Source organism: Bradyrhizobium sp. BR 1432, assembly GCF_051547705.1.
Taxonomy (GTDB): domain Bacteria; phylum Pseudomonadota; class Alphaproteobacteria; order Rhizobiales; family Xanthobacteraceae; genus Bradyrhizobium; species Bradyrhizobium zhanjiangense.
In genome coordinates this window covers 4628692-4645961 of sequence record NZ_JBPUGF010000003.1, presented here as the reverse complement: position 1 = coordinate 4645961, position 17270 = coordinate 4628692, and the positions used below count along the sequence as shown (strand labels likewise).

Here is a 17270-nt window from a genome sequence, read left to right as displayed (position 1 = left end):
CGGCACAGTTCGTGCAATGCTTCGGGCAACGGTCCAAATGGACCGACAAGGATCAACAGGACGTCAATCCATCGATCGGCAAGAGGACGACAATCATGCGTAGTTCGAAAGTATTTGTGACAATCATTGCCCTCGCGACCGCCACTCCGGTGCTCGCCGACGACGTCAAGGTCGGCATCGGCATCTCCGGATGGACCGGCTTCGCGCCTCTGACGTTGGCGAAGGAGGCCGGCATCTTCAAGAAGAACGGCCTCGACGTCACCATCAAGAAGATCCCGCAGAAGGACCGTCACCTCGCGATCGCCTCCGGCGACGTCCAGTGCGCGGCAACGACCGTCGAGACCTGGATCTCCTGGAACGCCAACGGCGTTGCGACCAAGCAGATCTTCCAGCTCGACAAGAGCTACGGCGCCGACGGCATGGCCGTGCGAAACGATCTGGCTTCGATCAAGGATCTGAAGGGCAAGACCGTCGCGGCCTCCGCGCCCGGCACCTCGCCTTATTTCGCGCTGGCCTGGATGCTCAAGAAGAACGGTCTGTCGGTGAAGGACGTCACCGTCGTCAACCTCGAGCCGGCTGCGGCTGCGCAGGCCTTCGTCTCCGGGCAGAACGATGCCGCGATGACGTATGAACCGTATCTTTCGACGGTTCGCGCCGCGCCCGACAAGGGCAAGATCATCGCGACCACGCTCGACTACCCGATGGTCATGGACACGTTCGGCTGCACGCCAAAGTTCCTCACCGAGAACCCGAAGGCCGCCAAGGCGCTCGCCGACAGCTATTTCGAGGCGCTCGACATGATCGCCAAGGATCAGGCAAAGGCCTACGAGATCATGGGCGCCGACGTGAAGCAGTCCGGCGAGCAGTTCGGCAACTCGGCGAAATATCTGCGCTGGCAGGACAAGGCGGCGAACCAGAAGTTCTTCGCCGGCGATTTCCTGACCTTCAACAAGGAGGCCGCCGAGCTCCTACTCGAGATCGGCATCATCAAGACCGCGCCGAAGGTCGAAGACCTCTTCGACGCGAGCTACATCAAGTAACTTCTGCAAGTGACCGGTTCCGCCAAGAGGCGGAGCCGGCACATGATCGACTATTCGGATAGACAGTTTGATGCGTCCCCTGGATCCCGTGACATCGAAGCAACGTATGGCGTACGGCCTTGCATTCTTCGTGCTGTTCGTTGCCCTCTGGTCCTGGGCGACGCTCGGCGGCCATGTGTCGAAGACGTTCCTCGCGAACCCGCTGACCATGGTGCAGGAAGGTTATGATCTGCTAGCCAAGCAGGGCTTCGTGTACGACATCGGCATGACGGTCTGGCGCGTCGTCGGCGGCTTTGCACTCGCGGCAATCATCGCTGTGCCGCTCGGCGTGCTGATGGGGGCCTACAAGCCGGTCGAAGCGTTCCTGGAGCCGTTCGTCTCCTTCGCGCGCTATCTGCCTGCGTCCGCCTTCATTCCGCTCCTGATCCTCTGGGCCGGCATCGGGGAATTGCAGAAGCTGCTCGTCATCTTCATCGGCTCGGTGTTCCAGGTCATCCTGATGGTCGCCGTGACGGTCGGAGCGACGCGGCGTGATCTGGTCGAGGCGGCCTATACGCTCGGGGCCAGCGACCGCGGCATCATCCGCCGCGTGCTGCTGCCCTCCTCCGCGCCGGAGATCGCAGAAATTTTGCGACTGGTGCTGGGCTGGGCCTGGACCTATGTCATCGTCGCCGAGCTGATCGGCTCGTCCTCGGGCATCGGCCACATGATCACCGACAGCCAGGCGCTGCTCAACACCGGCCAGATCATCTTCGGCATCATCGTGATCGGATTGATCGGCCTCCTCTCGGACTTCATGTTCAAGGCGTTCAACGCCTGGCTGTTTCCGTGGAGGCTCGCATGACGATCCTCAAGATCGAGCAGGTCTCGCGCACCTTTCCTGCGCGCCACGGCAATGCGCCGACCAGGGCGCTGGAGCCGACCGATCTCGTCATCGGCAACAACGACTTCGTCACCATCCTCGGCCCGTCCGGCTGCGGCAAGTCCACGCTGCTCCGCATCGTCGCTGGCCTCGATCGCCCCACCAGCGGGCGTGTCACGCTTGACGGGCGCGAGGGGACCGGCCCAGGCGCCGATCGCGGCATGGTGTTCCAGTCCTACACGCTGTTCCCCTGGCTGACCGTACGCGAGAACATCGCCTTCGGCCTGCGCGAGCGCGGCGTGTCGCAAGACGAGCGGAACAGGATCGCCGACGCTTTCATCCGCCAGGTCGGATTATCCGGCTTCGAGAACCACTGGCCCAAGCAGCTCTCCGGCGGCATGCAGCAGCGCACGGCGATCGCCCGCGCGCTCGCCAACGATCCGAAAATCCTGCTGCTCGACGAGCCCTTCGGCGCGCTGGATAACCAGACCCGCGCCTTGATGCAGGAGATGCTGCTCGGGATCTGGGAGCGCGACCAGAAGACCGTGTTGTTCGTGACCCACGACATCGAGGAGGCGATCTTCCTCGGCAGCCGCGTTATCGTCATGAGCGCGCGCCCCGGCCGCATCAAGGCCGAGATCCATGTGGACCTGCCGCATCCGCGTTCCTACAAGATCAAGACCACGCCGGAATTCGTCCAGCTCAAGGAGCGGCTGGTCGAGGAGATCCGCACCGAGGCGCTGAAAGTTGCCGAACATGCCTGACACCCAGCCCCGCGCCGACGGGAAGCGCGTCCTCGCCGACCTCAATGCGCTGCGCGCAATCGGCGCCTATAAGACCGGCGTGCACAAGCCGACCTTCTCCGAGCCGCACAGGCTTTCGCTGGACTGGCTGGTGCGAAAGCTGCCCGACGCCGGCCTCTCCGCCACGATCGACGGCATTGGCAATGTCTTCGGTACCAGCGCAAAGCCCGGGCCGAAGCTGCTGGCGGGATCGCATCTGGAAAGCCAGAATTACGCCGGCTGGCTCGACGGTCCGCTCGGCGTCGTCTATGCGCTCGAAGCCGCACGCGTGCTCAATGCCGATCCCTCGTTCAAGGGCGCGGTCGAGGTCGCCGCCTGGTGCGACGAGGAAGGACATTTTGGGCATTTCCTCGGCTCGCGCTCCTATGTCGGCCAGGTGACCGAGGCCGACGTCGATGCTGCCCGCGACCGCACCAGCGGCCGCACCATGCGCGATGCACTCGCCGAGATGGGGCTCTCGGGGCGCCCGCGCATCACCGCCCCGCCAGGCCGGCACGTCGGATATCTGGAGGCGCATATCGAACAGGGCGACACGCTCGAAAGCGGCCGCCTCGCGATCGGCGTCGTGACCTCCATCGTCGGGATCTGGCAATACCGGATCAACTTCGTCGGCGAGCAGAACCACGCCGGCACCACCCGCATGGCCGTGCGAAAGGATGCCGGCCTGGCGCTGGCCAAATTCTGTGTCGCGGTCGACGAACGTTTGCCCGATGCCTGCGGCCCGCGCACGGTGTGGACCACCGGTCGCATCACGCTCGATCCCGGCGCACCCAGCATCATTCCGGGTGGAGCAGAAATGCTGTTCCAGATCCGCGACGACGACCCGGCGATCATCGCGCGGCTCGAGCAGTTGCTGCAGACCATGGCGGACGAGGTCAACGCGAAGGGCCCCTGCACCGTCACGGTGGAGAAACTACGCACCGGCGCGCCGGCCATGATGAACGCTGGCTTTCAGGATGCCATCGAAGCGGCGAGCAAGGCCCTGGCCGGTGGCCGGTCGGTCCGCATGCCCAGCGGCGCCGGCCACGATGCGCAGATGCTGGCAACGATCATGCCCGCGGCGATGCTGTTCGTGCCATCGATCGGCGGCATCAGCCATCACTGGACCGAGAACACCACCGATGCCGACATCGTCACCGGCGCAGAGGTGTTCGTCGACGCCTGCCGCCGCATTCTCGGCGGCTGAGCATACGGGTCGTCGCTGCCCGATCGATCGAGCATCGATCGTGGCGGGATCGGGCAAATCGTGCCCGCTTTGGGAAAGACTCATGACCCGAAGCGTGCCTAGAAGCGGGGCTCGCATGCGAGAGGTCCGCCTTGTCAGAGAGCCCGAACGGCGTCGCAACACCCGCCTCCATCGTCGGCGCCCTGAAGGCGGTCGCCGGCAATCCGCCGAAAGTGCGTGCGAGCTTCGCGAAGGGCCGGTGTGTTCGCGGCACCTACACCCCGTCGGACCGCGCGGGGGACGTCACGAGATCGCGGAGCTTCACGAGACCATCGCGCGTGCTGGCACGCTTCTCGGTGGGCGGCGGCAATCCTAACGTCGCTGATACCGACAACCACGTGCTGCGCGGCTTCAGCTTCAGACTGGGCGACGGGGATCATCGATCCGACATCCTCACGGAAAGCGCTCCCGTGCATTTTGCAAGGACGCCCGACCAGATGCTGGCCTTCCTCGAGGCGCGCATCCCCGGGCCGGACGGCAGGCCAGATGAGGCGAAGGTCGCAGCTTTCTCGGCGGCTAATCCCGAAACGCTCAATCAGGCGAACTACGTCGCCGCGCGCCGGCTGCCCGGGAGTTTTGCCGGCACGACCTATCGGGGCGTGCACGCCTTTCCTGCGACCAGCGCGCGAGGCGAGACGCGGTTCATCAAGTTCAAGGTCGCCCCGGTCGGCGACGACATCACGCTGACCGAGCAGGAAGCCGAGACGAAGCCGGCCCACTTCCTGCACGACGACCTGAACACGCGGATCGCTACCGGCGATGTCCGCTTCAACGTGATGGCGCTGCTCGACCGTCCCGGCGACCCCGTCATGGACGTGACCATACGCTGGCCGGACGAGGACAGCCGCGAAGAGGTGCGTCTGGGTACGATCGTGATCACGGGGTTCGAGCCGAACCGGGCTTGCGACGCCTCCATCTTCAATCCGGCCGATCTCGCCGATGGCATCGGTCATCCGCCGGACGAGATCTTTGCGGCGCGGCGCACCGCCTACGCCATTTCACTGGCGAAACGCCGTTGAGGGCACTGGCGCCCCAGATCAGCGGGGTCACGTCCCGGCGCGCAAGACGCCGAGCGCCTCGCGGCGCCACACCGCCGGGCTGACGCCGGCAATCGAGGAAAACACGCGCGTGAAGTGACTCTGGTTGGCGAACCCGGCCGAGATCGCGATCTCCGTCAGCGGCAGGTCGCGAACGGTCATCAACTGCTTGGCGGCCTTCACCCGCTGATGAAGCAGCCATTGGTGCGGCGGCATGCCGACGGAAATTCGAAATGCGCGGGAGAAATGGCTGACCGAGAGGTCAAGCTCGGTCGCGATCTTCTGCAGCGAGAGCTTGCCGCCGAGGTCGGATTCCAGTCTCTCGCAGGCACGCTTCGCCTGCCACGGAGCGAGCCCGCCGCGGGTGGGTCCGGCCGTGCGCTGGAGCCCGCCATAAGTCTGGGCGACATGGGCGGTCAGCCCGAGCATCATGTGGTCGATGAAAAGCTGGTTGGCCTCGTCCGGCCTGCGCAGGCCTTGCTGCAGCGACGCGCCGATGTGGCGGATGATTCCGTCGTCATGGCCGACGCCGATCTGACAGTCGAGTTCGTCGATCCGCGACGCATTGCACTGCTCGGAGATGCTGTCGAGTGCCGAACGCGGAATGTAGAAAAACAGCGAGTGGAACGGCTTGTCGATCACATAGCGCGGATCGCGCTTGAGGTCGTAGAGATAAGTCGTACCGGCGTGGACGTCCGCCTTCATGATACACTTGCCACGCTCCCAGAGCTCGCAATCCGGGTAGTCGTGAAGCTTCAGGCTGACGAGAAAGGCATCTTCGGCGGTCAGCGAACCGGACAGGCCGGGCACCGGGTGATCATTCCGGGTTTCGGTGACCGCGAGCTCGGCGCTGCGCAGCGAGCGCGTGACCAGGGCCGGCGGCGCCTCCTTCAGACGCAGGAACTGCCCGAGCCTCTGTCCATAGGCGCCTGCTTGCGTCATCGGATTTGCCTTTCTGTGGAAGCCGAGTGCAGGCCACAGTGTCCTGCAATTTCAGTCGCGCATTATCCAACATCCGCAAGCGACTGTCCACGTGCGCGCACGAGGCGAGCTTCACACGTTTTCACAAACGCACGATCAAATGGCGAACGCGCGTCACGCGACACGAGAATCGCGGTGCCGGCGCCGCATCGCTAGAACGACGTGCCGCCGCCGAACCTGAACTCCTGGACGATGTCGTATTTGCCCTTGGTGATCGGCACGGCATAGTCGAAGCGCAGCGGCCCGAACGGCGAGGCCCAGATCAGGCCGACGCCGACCGACGATCGCACCACATTGCCGTCGTCATATTGCAATCCGCAGGTCGGACAGGCCGCCGTGTTGATTTCGCCGGTGGCCGTCCATGACGTTGGCCCCTGATAGCCCCAGAGCGAGCCGGCATCGGCGTAGATCGCACCCTTCAGGCCGACCTCCTTGGGCAGGAACCAGAACGGCATCTGCAACTCCATCGACGCGCCCCAGTATTTCGTGCCGCCGAGCGCATCGCCGCTCGCGCCGAGGCTCCAGTAAGTGATGTCACGCGGACCGATGCCGTTCGAAGCGAATCCGCGCACGAGGTTCGGTCCCATCTGGAAATGGTCGAGCATGCGCAGATCCTGGTCGCCGATCTTGTTGAGGATGCCACCCTGAAGGTGGATCACGCTGACGATCTCGGACACGAGCGGCGTGTAATACTTCGTGTCAATCGCAGTCTTCAGATAAGTCACATCGCCGCCGACCCCGGCGAAATCCTGCCGGAAGTCGATCAGCAACCCGTCGGTGGGGTTCTTGGTGTTGTCGAGCGTGTTGTAGTTCAAGGTGTAGCCGAGCGCCGACGTCCAGGTCGCGCCGTTCGCCAGTTCTTTCCGGACCGGCAGGCTCGACTCGCCGTCGCCGTAGCAGCCGTAACCGTAAACACCCGAATCCGTGGAATTGGTCGGGTCGACGCCGCCCAGAACATTTCTGATGTAGGCCGGCGTCGGGTTAAAGGCCAGTGACGTGTTCGATGCGTTGTTGTTGCAATTATTGTACGCGCTGGCGAGCGTGATGCTCTGCTGATAGAGCGAGTAGCGGAGCTGGAGTGAGAGATCTTCGCGCAACGCAAAGCCCAGGCGCGGAGAGAAGCCCAGCGTCGTCACGCCATAGCTCGTATAGCTGTTCGACAATTGCTGGCGCCAGTAGGTGTCGAATCCGAGCGCCAGCCTATAGTCGAGCAGGTAGGGCTCGACAAAGGATAAAGATATGCCACGCGAGTACTGGCCATAGCTGACGGACGCCTTGGCGTAGAGTCCCTTGCCGAGCAGGTTACGCTCGGAGACCGAGACCTCGGCCAGTGCGCCATCCGCCGTGGAGTAACCGCCCGAGATCGAGAAATCGCCGGTCGATTTCTCTTCCATGTCGACGATCAGGATGACGCGGTCGCTGGAGGAGCCGGGCTCGGTGACGATCTTGACACTCTTGAAGTAGTCGAGGTTCTTCAGCCGCCGCTCGGCGCGGTCAACCAGGGCGCGGTTGTAGGCATCTCCTTCCGAGAGGTCGAATTCGCGGCGGATCACGTAGTCGCGCGTGCGGGTGTTGCCGCGCAAATTGATGCGCTCGATATAGGTGCGCGGTCCCTCGTCGATGTTGAACACGACCGAGACGGTGTGGGCCTCGAAATTGCGGTCGCCGCCGGGACGGACCACGGCGAAGGCGTAACCGCGGCGCGAGGCCTCGATCTGCATCTCCTCGGTCGACTTCTCGACCGATTCGACGTTGTAGAGCGAGCCGACATTGACGCGCGAATAGGTACGCAGCGAGCCTGCATCGAAATCGGGAATGCTGGAGCGGAAATTCACCGCTCCGACCCGATATTGCTGTCCTTCCTCGATCTTGAAGGTAACGAGAAAGCCCTTCTTCTCCGGATCGTATTCGGTGAGCGCGGCCACGACCTGGACGTCGGCGAAACCGTTCTTGAGATAGAAGCGGCGGATCAGGTCGCGATCGGCTTCGACGCGATCGGGGTCGTAGAGGTCGTTGTTGCCGAGAAAGCTGAGCAGATTGCTCTCATGCGTCTTGATGACATCGCGTAGGCGCGAGCCCGAGAAGGCGCTGTTGCCAATGTACTCGACCGATTTGACCGAAGTCTTGACGCCCTCCTCGACCGTGAAGATCAGGTCGACGCGATTGTTCGGCTGCTCGATGATTTCGGGCGTGACGCGCACATCGTAACGGCCCGAGCGCCGATAGATCTCGGCGATGCGCAGCGTGTCGGATTGCACCAGCGCCCGCGAGAAGGTCCCGCGCGGCTTGGACTGGATTTCGGCCGAGAGTTGCTCGTCCTTGATTTTCTTGTTGCCCTCGAAGGCGACGCGGCCGATCACGGCATTTTCGACCACCGACACCACGATGCGACCGCCGGCCCGGTTGATCTTCACGTCCTGAAACAGGCCGGTCCCGATCAGCGCCTTGAGGCCCTCGTCGACCGCCGATTGATCGAAACGCCCGCCGGACCCCGGCCTGAAGTAGGAGCGGACCGTCTCGGCCTCAACGCGACGATTGCCTTCGACGACGATCGTCTCCACCACTTGCGCGGCCGCCGGCCGCGACAACAGCGCAAGCGGCAGTGAGCTTGCAATCGACACGCCACTCACCGCCGCAACGATCAGCCAGGCCCGCAAAAACGACATTCCACACCTCAACAGTACCTCGCCTGCTCTGAAACGAGACGGCTGTGGCCGCGGTGTGGCTTTGAGATTGCTGTAGTGTTTCCGGTCGTTGAATTTGATTGGTTGATCGGTGGCGTGAATGTGGAGGCCACGACAAGCGCGCGGGCTGTCAATGGCAACCGACCGGCGTCGAAGCTGCCGCGCAGGCGGCTTGCCTTGCTGACGTTCAGCAACATCGCGCAACGCCCGGATTCTTTACAGGCCCTTAAGCCGGTGCGAGAGGCGGCGACATCAGGAACTTGCAGGGGTGTTTGCCGATGAACGCGATTGCCATGACCAGAGCGGTGCTGGTCGCCGTCCTCGCTTCGACCTTCACCGCACATGCCGCCACCACCGGCAAGCGCGACCAATCGCGAACGGCACAAAATGTCGTTTATGAGTATGGCCCGCACGGTCCCAATCGTTCCTACCAGTCCGGTCCGCATACGCGGCTCTCCCCCGGCTAGTGGCCCCTGTCTCGTCCTTCCCCTCGAAAGGTCGCGAGAGCCCCTTTCCCGGGGTCAGGCCAATGGATTTCAGCCGATTTGATGCCGTCACACTTGTTCGTCGTCGTCCCAGTGCCATCCACAAAGGAGAACCATCATTCGACGCCCCGCCTGCTGCACGCAGCTCGTTCGCACGCCGGATCGATTTGCGTCGCGCTGATGATGATCGGCTCACTGACGGGCTGCGCGGTGGGGCCGGATTATGCCGGTCCGCCCAGGCTGGACCTGCCTTCGCATTGGAGCGTCAAATCCCTCTCCCGACGGCAGACCAGCCATCTCGATCGTTGGTGGCTGCGCCTGCGCGACCCGCTGCTCAACCGGCTCATCGAGCAAGCCGTCGAGGCCAACCCCGATGTCGCGAAGGCAAAAGCGGTCGTGCGCGAGGCGCGCGCCACGTTGCAGCAGACCACCGCAGGCCTGCTTCCCTCCGTGAGCGGAACGGCCTCGGTGACGGACAACAAGACCAGTGCGGGATCCAGCTCTGTCCTCGTCGACAGCGCGCCCTACGCGCTGCACCAGGCGAGCTTCGATTCGAGCTGGGAGCTCGATCTGTTCGGAGGCACGCAACGGAGCATCGAGGCGGCGCTGCGCTCCGAGCAATCCGCCGTCGAGGATCTGCGCGACAGCCTCGTCACGCTGATCGGCGACGTTGCCGCCTATTATGTCGACGCGCGCGGCTATCAGGCCCGGATCGCATTGGCGCAGCGCACCTCGGTCTCGCAGCGCGACACCGAAAAACTCACCCGCAGCAAATATGAGGCCGGCAGCGGCAACACCGTCGATCTCGCCAAAGCCACTGCGCAAGCCGCCAGCACCGAAGCCAACGTTCCAACCTATCAGGCCGCGCTCGCGTCCGACATCCACCGGCTCGGAATCCTGCTCGGACGGCCGCCCGATGGTGTCGCCTCGCTGCTGGCGCAGTCCGCACCCGTGCCTGCGCCGCGGATGCCGCTGCCTACGGGCATACCCGCCGATCTCCTGACCTGCCGTCCCGACGTGGCAAGTGCCGAGCGCAAGCTGGCGCAGGCGACCGCCAAGATCGGGCAAGCCGAAGCCGACCGCTACCCGGCGGTGTCGCTGACCGGCTCGGTTGGCACGTCGGCGCTGCGGGCCGGCGATCTCGCCAAATATTCCAGCGTGAGCTGGTCGGTCGGCCCCTCGGTCACCGTGCCGGTGTTCGACGCCGGCAAGCGACAGGCGGCGGTCAGGATCGCCGAAGCGCAACGCGACCAGGCCTTCGCCACCTTCCATTCGACCCTGCTCACCGCGCTCGAGGATGTCGAGAACGCGCTGGTTTCGCTGTCGCGCGAACGGATACGCGCCACCAAGCTGTCCGAAGCAGCCAAGAACTATCGCGAGGCTGCGCGCCTGTCGCGATCGCTGTTCGAGACCGGCAGCGCCAGCTTCATCGACGTGCTGGACGCCGAGCGTTCGCTCTATTCAGCCGAAGATTCACTGATCCAGAGCAAGGTGTCGGCGGCCAAGGACTACATCGCGCTGGCAAAGGCGCTTGGCGGCGGCTGGACCGATCCAATCGATGTATCGACGCCGATTATCGTCGACGCGGGCACGGGACCTCACTGGCGGGAGACGGTCAAGTGACTGCCATCATCACCGCCAGGCGGCTGAAGATCACTGCCGCGCTCATTGTCGCCGTAGTCACCGGCGTCGTCGCGGCGACGCGCTTTCCGGGAACACCGAGCAAGGCGCAATCCTACATCACCGCGCCCGTCACCGTCAGCGATTTGCGCGAGGAGGTGCTCGCGAGCGGCACGCTGAAGCCGGCGCGACTGACCGCTGTTGGCGCGCAAGTGTCGGGCCGGATCACCGCGCTCAACGTGCGCGTCGGCGACAGCGTCAAGGCCGGGGACGTTATCGCCCAGATCGATCCCGTCACCAAGCAGAACGATTTGCGCAGCGCGGAGGCGTCGCTGAAGAACTACCGTGCACAGAAGGTCGAGAAAGAGGCTGCGCTCGTGCTGGCCGAGGCCAACCTTGCGCGCCAGCAAGCGACATTGGCGCAGCGTGCGACGTCGCGCAGCGATTTCGACAGCGCGGATTCGACCGTGCGCCAGACCCGGGCCCAGATCGCGGCCCTGGAGGCGCTGATCGTGGGTGCCGAGGCCAGCGTCGAGACGGCGCGGGTGAACCTCGAATACACCCGCATCACCGCACCGATCGACGGCACCGTGCTCGCCACCGTGGTGCAGGAGGGACAGACCGTCAACGCGGTGCAGTCAGCGCCGACCATCGTCGTGCTCGGCCAGCTCGAGACGATGACCGTGCGGGCGGAGATCTCCGAGGCTGACATCGTCAAGGTCAGGCCCGGGCAATCGCTCTACTTCACCATTCTCGGCGACCAGGACCATCGCTACGAGGCGCGGCTGGAGCAGATCGAGCCGGCGCCCGAATCGATCAAGAGCGACGCCAGCTTCTCTTCGACCACCACCAATTCGACCTCGAGCACGAGTTCGTCGAGCTCGACCAGCACGGCGATCTACTACATCGGTGTCTTCAACGTCCCGAACAAGGACCTTGCGCTACGAACCTACATGACCGCCGAGGTGCATATCGTCACCGGCGAGGCCAAACGCGTGAAGGTCATCCCCGCGCTTGCGTTGACACGCAAATCCGACGGCCGCAGCACCGTCCGCACCCTCGACGCGTCGGGTGACGTTCGCGAGCGCGAGGTCAAGACCGGCCTCAACGACCGCACCACGGTCGAGATCAGGTCCGGTCTCGACGAGGGCGAACGGGTCGTCACCGGAGAAGCGAACGAGCAGACCGCATCGCACGGCATGCCGGGCGGCCCGCCGGGAGGTCCGTGACATGACCGATCTGATCATCGCGCTTCAGAACGTCCGGCGTGAGTTCGCAGCCGGCGACACAAGTGTGATCGCACTCGACGACTTCTCGCTCAGCATCCAGCCCGGCGAGATGGTCGCGATCATCGGCTCGTCCGGATCGGGCAAATCGACCCTGCTCAACATCCTCGGCTGCCTCGACCGTCCGACCTCCGGCACCTATCGGGTCGCCGGCAAGAACGTCTCCGAGCTCGATGCCGATGCGCTGGCGGCGCTGCGCCGCGAGCATTTCGGCTTCATCTTCCAGCGCTATCATTTGCTCGGCGACCTCTCGGCTGGCGCGAACGTCGAGATCCCCGCCGTCTATGCCGGAATGAAGGCCCGGGAGCGCCGCACGCGCGCAGAGAAGCTGCTCGCAAGACTGGGCGTGAACGACCGGCGCGGCCATCGCCCGAACCAACTTTCGGGGGGCCAGCAGCAGCGCGTCTCGATCGCGCGCGCACTGATCAACGGGGCCGAGGTCATCCTGGCGGACGAGCCCACCGGCGCGCTCGACCGACGTAGCGGCGAGGAAGTCCTGCGTATCCTCGGCGAGCTGCACCGCGAGGGGCGAACGATCATCATCGTCACCCACGATTCCGAGGTCGCCGCGCGGGCCGAGCGCATCATCGAGCTGCGCGACGGCAGGATCGCCGCCGACCGCCGCGCCGCGACCGCCGTCATCGCGGAGCCGTCCGCTCCGATTGTCCGGACGTCCTGGGACGGCGACTCCGGCTGGTCCGGTGCGTGGCGACGGCTGCGCGAAGCATCGCGGATGGCGCTGGTGGCGATGGCCGCGCACCGGCTGCGCGCCTTCCTGACGATGCTCGGCATCATCATCGGCATCGCGGCGGTATCGTCTGTCGTCGCGCTCGGCAACGCCTCGCAGCGCAAGGTGCTGTCCGATATCGCAAGCCTCGGCACCAACACGATCGAGGTTTTTCCGGGCAAGGACTTTGGTGATGCCCGTGCCGGCAAGATCAAGACGCTGGTGCTCGACGATGCCCGCGCGCTTGACCGCCAGAGCTTCATTGCCGGGGTCACGCCGACGGTCTCCACCAGCACCACCGTTCGGTACCGCGGCAACGAATCCAACGTGCTGGTGAACGGCGTCGGCGAGAGCTATTTCCAGGTCAAGGGCGCCAAGCTGGCGAAAGGACGCCTGTTCGACACCGATGCGGTCCGCAATATCGAGCGGCAGGCCGTCATCGACGACAATACCCGCAAGACCTTCTTCGCGGACGACCAGACCTCAGGCATCGGCCGCGTCATCTGGCTCGGCAAGGTGCCCTGCCGCATCGTCGGCGTCATCGCCCAGCAGCAGGGCGGCTTCGGTTCGAACCAGAACCTCTCGGTCTATCTTCCCTACACCACCGTGCAGGCGCAGTTCACGGGCGACCGCTCGCTCCGCAGCATCCTGCTCCGGATCAGCGACGAGATCTCGACCGCGCTGGCGCAGGATGCGGTCACCACGCTGCTAACACGGCGGCACAACGTCAAGGATTTCGTCATCCTCAACACCGACGACATCCGCCGCACCACGCAGACCCTGGCCTTCCTCGTGGCGGCGATCGCGGTGATCTCGCTGATCGTCGGCGGCATCGGCGTGATGAACATCATGCTGGTGTCCGTTTCGGAGCGGATCAGCGAGATCGGCGTACGCATGGCGGTCGGCGCCAGGCGCACCGACATCCTCCAGCAGTTCCTGGTGGAGGCGACCTTGATCTCGTCCATCGGCGGCATCGCCGGCATTGTCGTCGCGATCCTGCTCGGGACCGTGATCAACATCGCGATCCCGGGATTCCAGGTCAGCTATTCGCCGTTCTCGATCGGCGCGGCGTTCCTGACCTCGACGGGGATCGGGATCGCCTTCGGCTTCTTCCCGGCCCGGCGGGCCGCCTTCCTCGACCCCGTGGTGGCGTTGAGCCGTGACTGACCGTAGGATTGCCCCATGACCGTAGTTCTTCGGACGAGACAATCGTCCGCACATCGACCAACGATCGGCAGCCCCGATGCGATCTCAATCATGACAAACGGCACGCAGAGCATCCTGATCGTCGAAGACGATCAGCAGAACTCGCGACCTCATCGCGCGCTATCTGCGCGATCACAAATTCTCGGTCGACGCCGTCACGAACGGCAAAGAGATGGACCGTCACCTGGCGCAGAACCGCGTCGATCTAATCGTGCTCGACCTGATGCTACCGGGCGAGGACGGCTTGAGCCTCTGCCGTCGCCTACGCATGGACTCCACGACCCCGATCATCATCCTCACCGCGAGGGGCGAGGATCTCGACCGGATCCTCGGCCTCGAGATGGGAGCCGATGACTATCTGCCGAAACCCTTCAACCCGCGCGAACTCCTCGCCAGGATCAACGCCGTCCTGCGCCGGCAATCGAGCGGCCTTGCGGCCAGCGCGACGGCGAGCCGGCTGAAATTCCAGGGCTGGACGATCGATCTGCGCTTGCGGGAATTGCGCGATCCCGAGGGCGCGCAGGTGCCGCTGACCAGCGCCGAGTTCGACCTGCTGCAAGCCTTCTGCGAACGGGCCGGCCGCATCCTGACCCGTGACAGCCTGCTCAGCATGACGCGCGGACGTGCCGGCGCAAGCTTTGGCCGCAGCATCGACGTGCTGGTCAGCCGCCTGCGCCGCAAGCTCGACCGCACGGAAGGGACGTCCGTGATCAAGACCGTCCGCACCGGCGGCTACATCTTCACGCCGGTGGTGGAGGAAGCATGAGCCGCGCCGCCGACATCGTCACGCTGTTCAGCTTCAGGCGGATCAGCGGCCAGATCGCGGCCCTGGTGCTGGTATCGCTGGTCCTGATCCATGTCCTGATCGCCGGCTATTTCCTGCTCAACCGTCCGAAAATTCTAGCTGACAGGCCGCTCGAGCAGTTTGCGCTGATCGTTCGGATCATCGCCAACACGCCACAAGCCGAGCGAGCTCTTGTTCTCGAGAACGTCAGCCGAACCTTTCCCGCGTTGAAGCTTCAATTGCTGGAAGGCGTTTCCGCCTCCACCGTGCCATTGCCGGAGCGGACATTGAACGTCCCGTCGCCGCTCGACGGTGAGGTCGACCTCATTCGCGGCAGCACGTCAGAACACGATCGTGTGTGGTTTCACCTCTCAAAGGACGACGTGCTCGAGGCTACGATCGGATCGCCCAAAATGCCGGCCTTCGTCAGCGGCCTCTGGACCTCTACGTTGCTGTTCCTGGTGGCGAGCGTGACGCTGCTCGGCGTCTGGGCCGGTCGCGCGCTCTCCTCGCCCTTGTCGGCCTTCGCGCGCGCGGCAGAGGACTTCAGCTTGAACGGATCGTCTGCGCCGCTACCCGAAAACGGTCCAGAGGAGATCAGGTCCGCGGCAAGAGCGCTCAACCGGATGCGCGAGCGCATCACCACGCTGATGAACGACAGAACCCGCATGCTCGCAGCCATCAGCCATGACCTGCGCACGCCGATCACGCGGCTGCGGTTGCGCTCGGAATATATCGAGGATGCGGCGCAGCGCATGCAGACCGTGCGCGACCTCGACCAGATGCAATCGATGCTCGAATCGGTGCTCTCGTTGCTGCGCAACGAAAGCTCTGTCAAGCCGACCCTGGTGGACGTTGCCGCGCTCCTTCAAATGGTCTGCGAGCAGTTCTCGGATTGCGGACACGCCGTGACTTATTCCGGCCCCGACCGTGCCGCGTTCGTCATGCGGCCGGACGAGATCATTCGCGCGGTCACCAATCTGGTCGAGAACGCAACGCGATTCGGAACCGACGTCCGCGTCGAGCTGTCGACGCCCGGAAACGAGATCGTCATCGACGTCTCCGACGACGGACCCGGCATTCCCGATGAGAGGAAGGTGGCGATGCTGGAGCCCTTCGTACGCGGAGAGGACGCCCGCAACATGGACGAGAGGGCCGGATTCGGCCTCGGGCTTTCGATCGCGCAGGCGATCGTGATCGCACATGATGGAACGCTTCAACTGCTCGACAATAAGCCCAGGGGCCTGCGCGTCCGCTTACAGCTTTCGAGCGCTGCCTGCGACAATTCGGGCAAGCCTCGGACATAAAGGCGCGGCAATTCTGGGGCTTCTGGAGCACCCTACCCCGACTGCTTCCCCGGAGTTCCCATGCATTCTGCCGACCGGCCGTCGACGCGCCTTGCGACTCGGCTCGCTTTCCTCGTCGCGGGCTTCGGCATCGCGTGCTGGGCGCCGCTGGTGCCGTTCGCGAAGACGCGGCTCGGCGTCGATGATGGCGTCCTCGGGCTGCTGCTGCTCAGCCTCGGCATCGGCTCGGTCCTCGCCATGCTTCTCACCGGAATCCTGAGTGCGCGCTACGGCAGCAGGCCGATCATCATTGCGGGCGGGCTCGGTCTCGCCCTGGTCCTGCCGCTGCTCGCGATCGCGAGCTCGCCAGCAGCGCTGGCGCTGGCGCTCTTTGCGTTCGGCGCCGCGCTCGGCTCGATCGACGTCGCGATGAACATCCACGCGGTGGAGGTGGAGCGCGCCGCGAAGCGCCCGCTTATGTCCGGCTTCCACGCTTTGTTCAGCATCGGCGGCTTCGCCGGGTCCGCGCTGATGACGGCACTGCTCTCGCTGCAACTCGGCGCGCTCACTTGCACGCTGATCTGCTCGATCCTCATGCTGTTTGCCATGCTGGTGACCTGGCCGCGTCTGCTGCGTTCGGCGCAGGTGCAGGAGGGTCCGCTGTTCGTGCTGCCGCACGGCTCCGTGCTGCTGCTCGCGCTGCTCGGCGCCATCACCTTTCTCGTCGAAGGCGCGATGCTCGATTGGGGAGCGCTGCTCGTCATCGGCGCGGGCCTCGTCTCGGAGGCACAAGGCGGCGCCGGCTATATCGTGTTCTCGATCGCGATGACGGTGGGGCGGCTCGGCGGCGACGCTGTCGTCGCGCGCATCGGCGACCGCACGACGCTGTTGTGGGGAAGCCTCATCGCCATCGCGGGCTTCGTGGTCCTGCTCACGGCTCCGATCGCGGCGGTGGCCATAGCCGGCTTCCTGCTCATCGGCCTCGGCGCATCGAACCTGGTGCCGGTGCTGTTCCGCCGGGCGGCCAAGCAGACCGCCATGCCCACGGGCCTCGCAGTCGCGGCGATCACGACCGCCGGCTATGCCGGCATCCTCATCGGCCCCGCCGGCGTCGGCTTCGTTGCTCGCGTCAGTGGGCTGCCAACGGCGTTCTGGCTGCTGGCCGCGCTGATGGGTCTCGTCACGCTGTCGGCAGGCGTCGTCACGAAGGAGCAACGCCGGACATCGCGCGTCAGCGCGTGAGC

Annotated in this window: 13 protein-coding genes and 1 pseudogene; 12 read left to right on the top strand and 2 right to left on the bottom strand. The window is 64.7% G+C overall.

Features of this window, described 5'->3' with window-relative positions:
* Positions 1-95 precede the first annotated feature (95 nt).
* The 5 genes from ACSKB8_RS22270 to ACSKB8_RS22250 all read left to right on the top strand — a co-directional run bounded on the left by ACSKB8_RS22270 (position 96) and on the right by ACSKB8_RS22250 (position 4949).
* The gene (locus ACSKB8_RS22270) at positions 96-1040 is read left to right on the top strand and encodes an ABC transporter substrate-binding protein (protein WP_128932433.1); all 945 of its coding nucleotides are present in this window, start codon (positions 96-98) and stop codon (positions 1038-1040) included.
* Between the two features lie 70 nt (positions 1041-1110).
* Positions 1111-1884: an ABC transporter permease gene (locus ACSKB8_RS22265; protein WP_091896321.1), complete on the top strand. Its 774-nt coding sequence runs from the start codon at positions 1111-1113 to the stop codon at positions 1882-1884.
* Positions 1881-2666: an ABC transporter ATP-binding protein gene (locus ACSKB8_RS22260; protein WP_438106402.1), complete on the top strand. Its 786-nt coding sequence runs from the start codon at positions 1881-1883 to the stop codon at positions 2664-2666. Before ACSKB8_RS22265 ends, ACSKB8_RS22260 begins: the two co-directional genes overlap by 4 nt.
* Positions 2659-3891: a Zn-dependent hydrolase gene (locus ACSKB8_RS22255; protein WP_438106400.1), complete on the top strand. Its 1233-nt coding sequence runs from the start codon at positions 2659-2661 to the stop codon at positions 3889-3891. Before ACSKB8_RS22260 ends, ACSKB8_RS22255 begins: the two co-directional genes overlap by 8 nt.
* Positions 3892-4022: 131 nt before the next feature.
* Entirely contained in the window at positions 4023-4949 is a 927-nt protein-coding gene (locus tag ACSKB8_RS22250; RefSeq protein WP_438106398.1) for a catalase family peroxidase, read from the top strand.
* 27 nt (positions 4950-4976) lie between these two features.
* On the opposite strand, the gene ACSKB8_RS22245 is transcribed toward ACSKB8_RS22250, so the two are convergent.
* Entirely contained in the window at positions 4977-5909 is a 933-nt protein-coding gene (locus tag ACSKB8_RS22245) for a helix-turn-helix domain-containing protein (protein ID WP_438106397.1), read from the bottom strand.
* 191 nt (positions 5910-6100) lie between these two features.
* Positions 6101-8614 (bottom strand): outer membrane protein assembly factor BamA, encoded by a 2514-nt coding sequence (gene bamA, locus ACSKB8_RS22240; RefSeq protein ID WP_438106395.1) that lies wholly within the window; start codon positions 8612-8614, stop codon positions 6101-6103.
* Positions 8615-8910: 296 nt separating this feature from the next.
* Here bamA and ACSKB8_RS22235 point away from each other — a divergent pair, with 296 nt between their 5' ends.
* The 7 genes and pseudogenes from ACSKB8_RS22235 (at position 8911) to ACSKB8_RS22205 (ending at position 17268) form a co-directional block, all read left to right on the top strand.
* Positions 8911-9099: a hypothetical protein gene (locus ACSKB8_RS22235; RefSeq protein WP_438106393.1), complete on the top strand. Its 189-nt coding sequence runs from the start codon at positions 8911-8913 to the stop codon at positions 9097-9099.
* 198 nt (positions 9100-9297) lie between these two features.
* Entirely contained in the window at positions 9298-10740 is a 1443-nt protein-coding gene (locus ACSKB8_RS22230) for an efflux transporter outer membrane subunit (protein ID WP_438106391.1), read from the top strand.
* Positions 10737-11966 carry an efflux RND transporter periplasmic adaptor subunit gene (locus ACSKB8_RS22225; RefSeq protein ID WP_438106389.1) on the top strand — a complete coding sequence of 410 codons (1230 nt, stop codon included), beginning with the start codon at positions 10737-10739 and terminating at the stop codon, positions 11964-11966. Before ACSKB8_RS22230 ends, ACSKB8_RS22225 begins: the two co-directional genes overlap by 4 nt.
* A 1-nt stretch (position 11967) precedes the next feature.
* Positions 11968-13917, top strand: a complete 1950-nt coding sequence (locus ACSKB8_RS22220) for a MacB family efflux pump subunit (RefSeq protein ID WP_438106387.1) — start codon at positions 11968-11970, stop codon at positions 13915-13917.
* Positions 13918-14007: 90 nt separating this feature from the next.
* Positions 14008-14722 (top strand): annotated as a pseudogene (locus ACSKB8_RS22215) (response regulator).
* A complete protein-coding gene (locus ACSKB8_RS22210; RefSeq protein WP_438106385.1) occupies positions 14719-16047 on the top strand; it encodes an ATP-binding protein in 1329 nt (442 codons plus the stop codon). The pseudogene ACSKB8_RS22215 and the gene ACSKB8_RS22210 overlap by 4 nt, the downstream one beginning before the upstream one ends.
* 60 nt (positions 16048-16107) lie before the next feature.
* Positions 16108-17268 (top strand): MFS transporter, encoded by a 1161-nt coding sequence (locus ACSKB8_RS22205; protein WP_438106383.1) that lies wholly within the window; start codon positions 16108-16110, stop codon positions 17266-17268.
* Positions 17269-17270: the final 2 nt, after the last annotated feature.

Coding starts and splice junctions, on each gene's coding strand:
- ACSKB8_RS22210 (WP_438106385.1), top strand. CDS start 14,719: ATGAGCCGCGCCGCCGACATCGTCACGCTGTTCAGCTTCAGGCGGATC.
- ACSKB8_RS22235 (WP_438106393.1), top strand. CDS start 8,911: ATGAACGCGATTGCCATGACCAGAGCGGTGCTGGTCGCCGTCCTCGCT.
- bamA (WP_438106395.1), bottom strand. CDS start 8,614: ATGTCGTTTTTGCGGGCCTGGCTGATCGTTGCGGCGGTGAGTGGCGTG.
- ACSKB8_RS22245 (WP_438106397.1), bottom strand. CDS start 5,909: ATGACGCAAGCAGGCGCCTATGGACAGAGGCTCGGGCAGTTCCTGCGT.
- ACSKB8_RS22270 (WP_128932433.1), top strand. CDS start 96: ATGCGTAGTTCGAAAGTATTTGTGACAATCATTGCCCTCGCGACCGCC.
- ACSKB8_RS22265 (WP_091896321.1), top strand. CDS start 1,111: ATGCGTCCCCTGGATCCCGTGACATCGAAGCAACGTATGGCGTACGGC.
- ACSKB8_RS22260 (WP_438106402.1), top strand. CDS start 1,881: ATGACGATCCTCAAGATCGAGCAGGTCTCGCGCACCTTTCCTGCGCGC.
- ACSKB8_RS22220 (WP_438106387.1), top strand. CDS start 11,968: ATGACCGATCTGATCATCGCGCTTCAGAACGTCCGGCGTGAGTTCGCA.
- ACSKB8_RS22255 (WP_438106400.1), top strand. CDS start 2,659: ATGCCTGACACCCAGCCCCGCGCCGACGGGAAGCGCGTCCTCGCCGAC.
- ACSKB8_RS22230 (WP_438106391.1), top strand. CDS start 9,298: ATGATGATCGGCTCACTGACGGGCTGCGCGGTGGGGCCGGATTATGCC.
- ACSKB8_RS22205 (WP_438106383.1), top strand. CDS start 16,108: ATGCATTCTGCCGACCGGCCGTCGACGCGCCTTGCGACTCGGCTCGCT.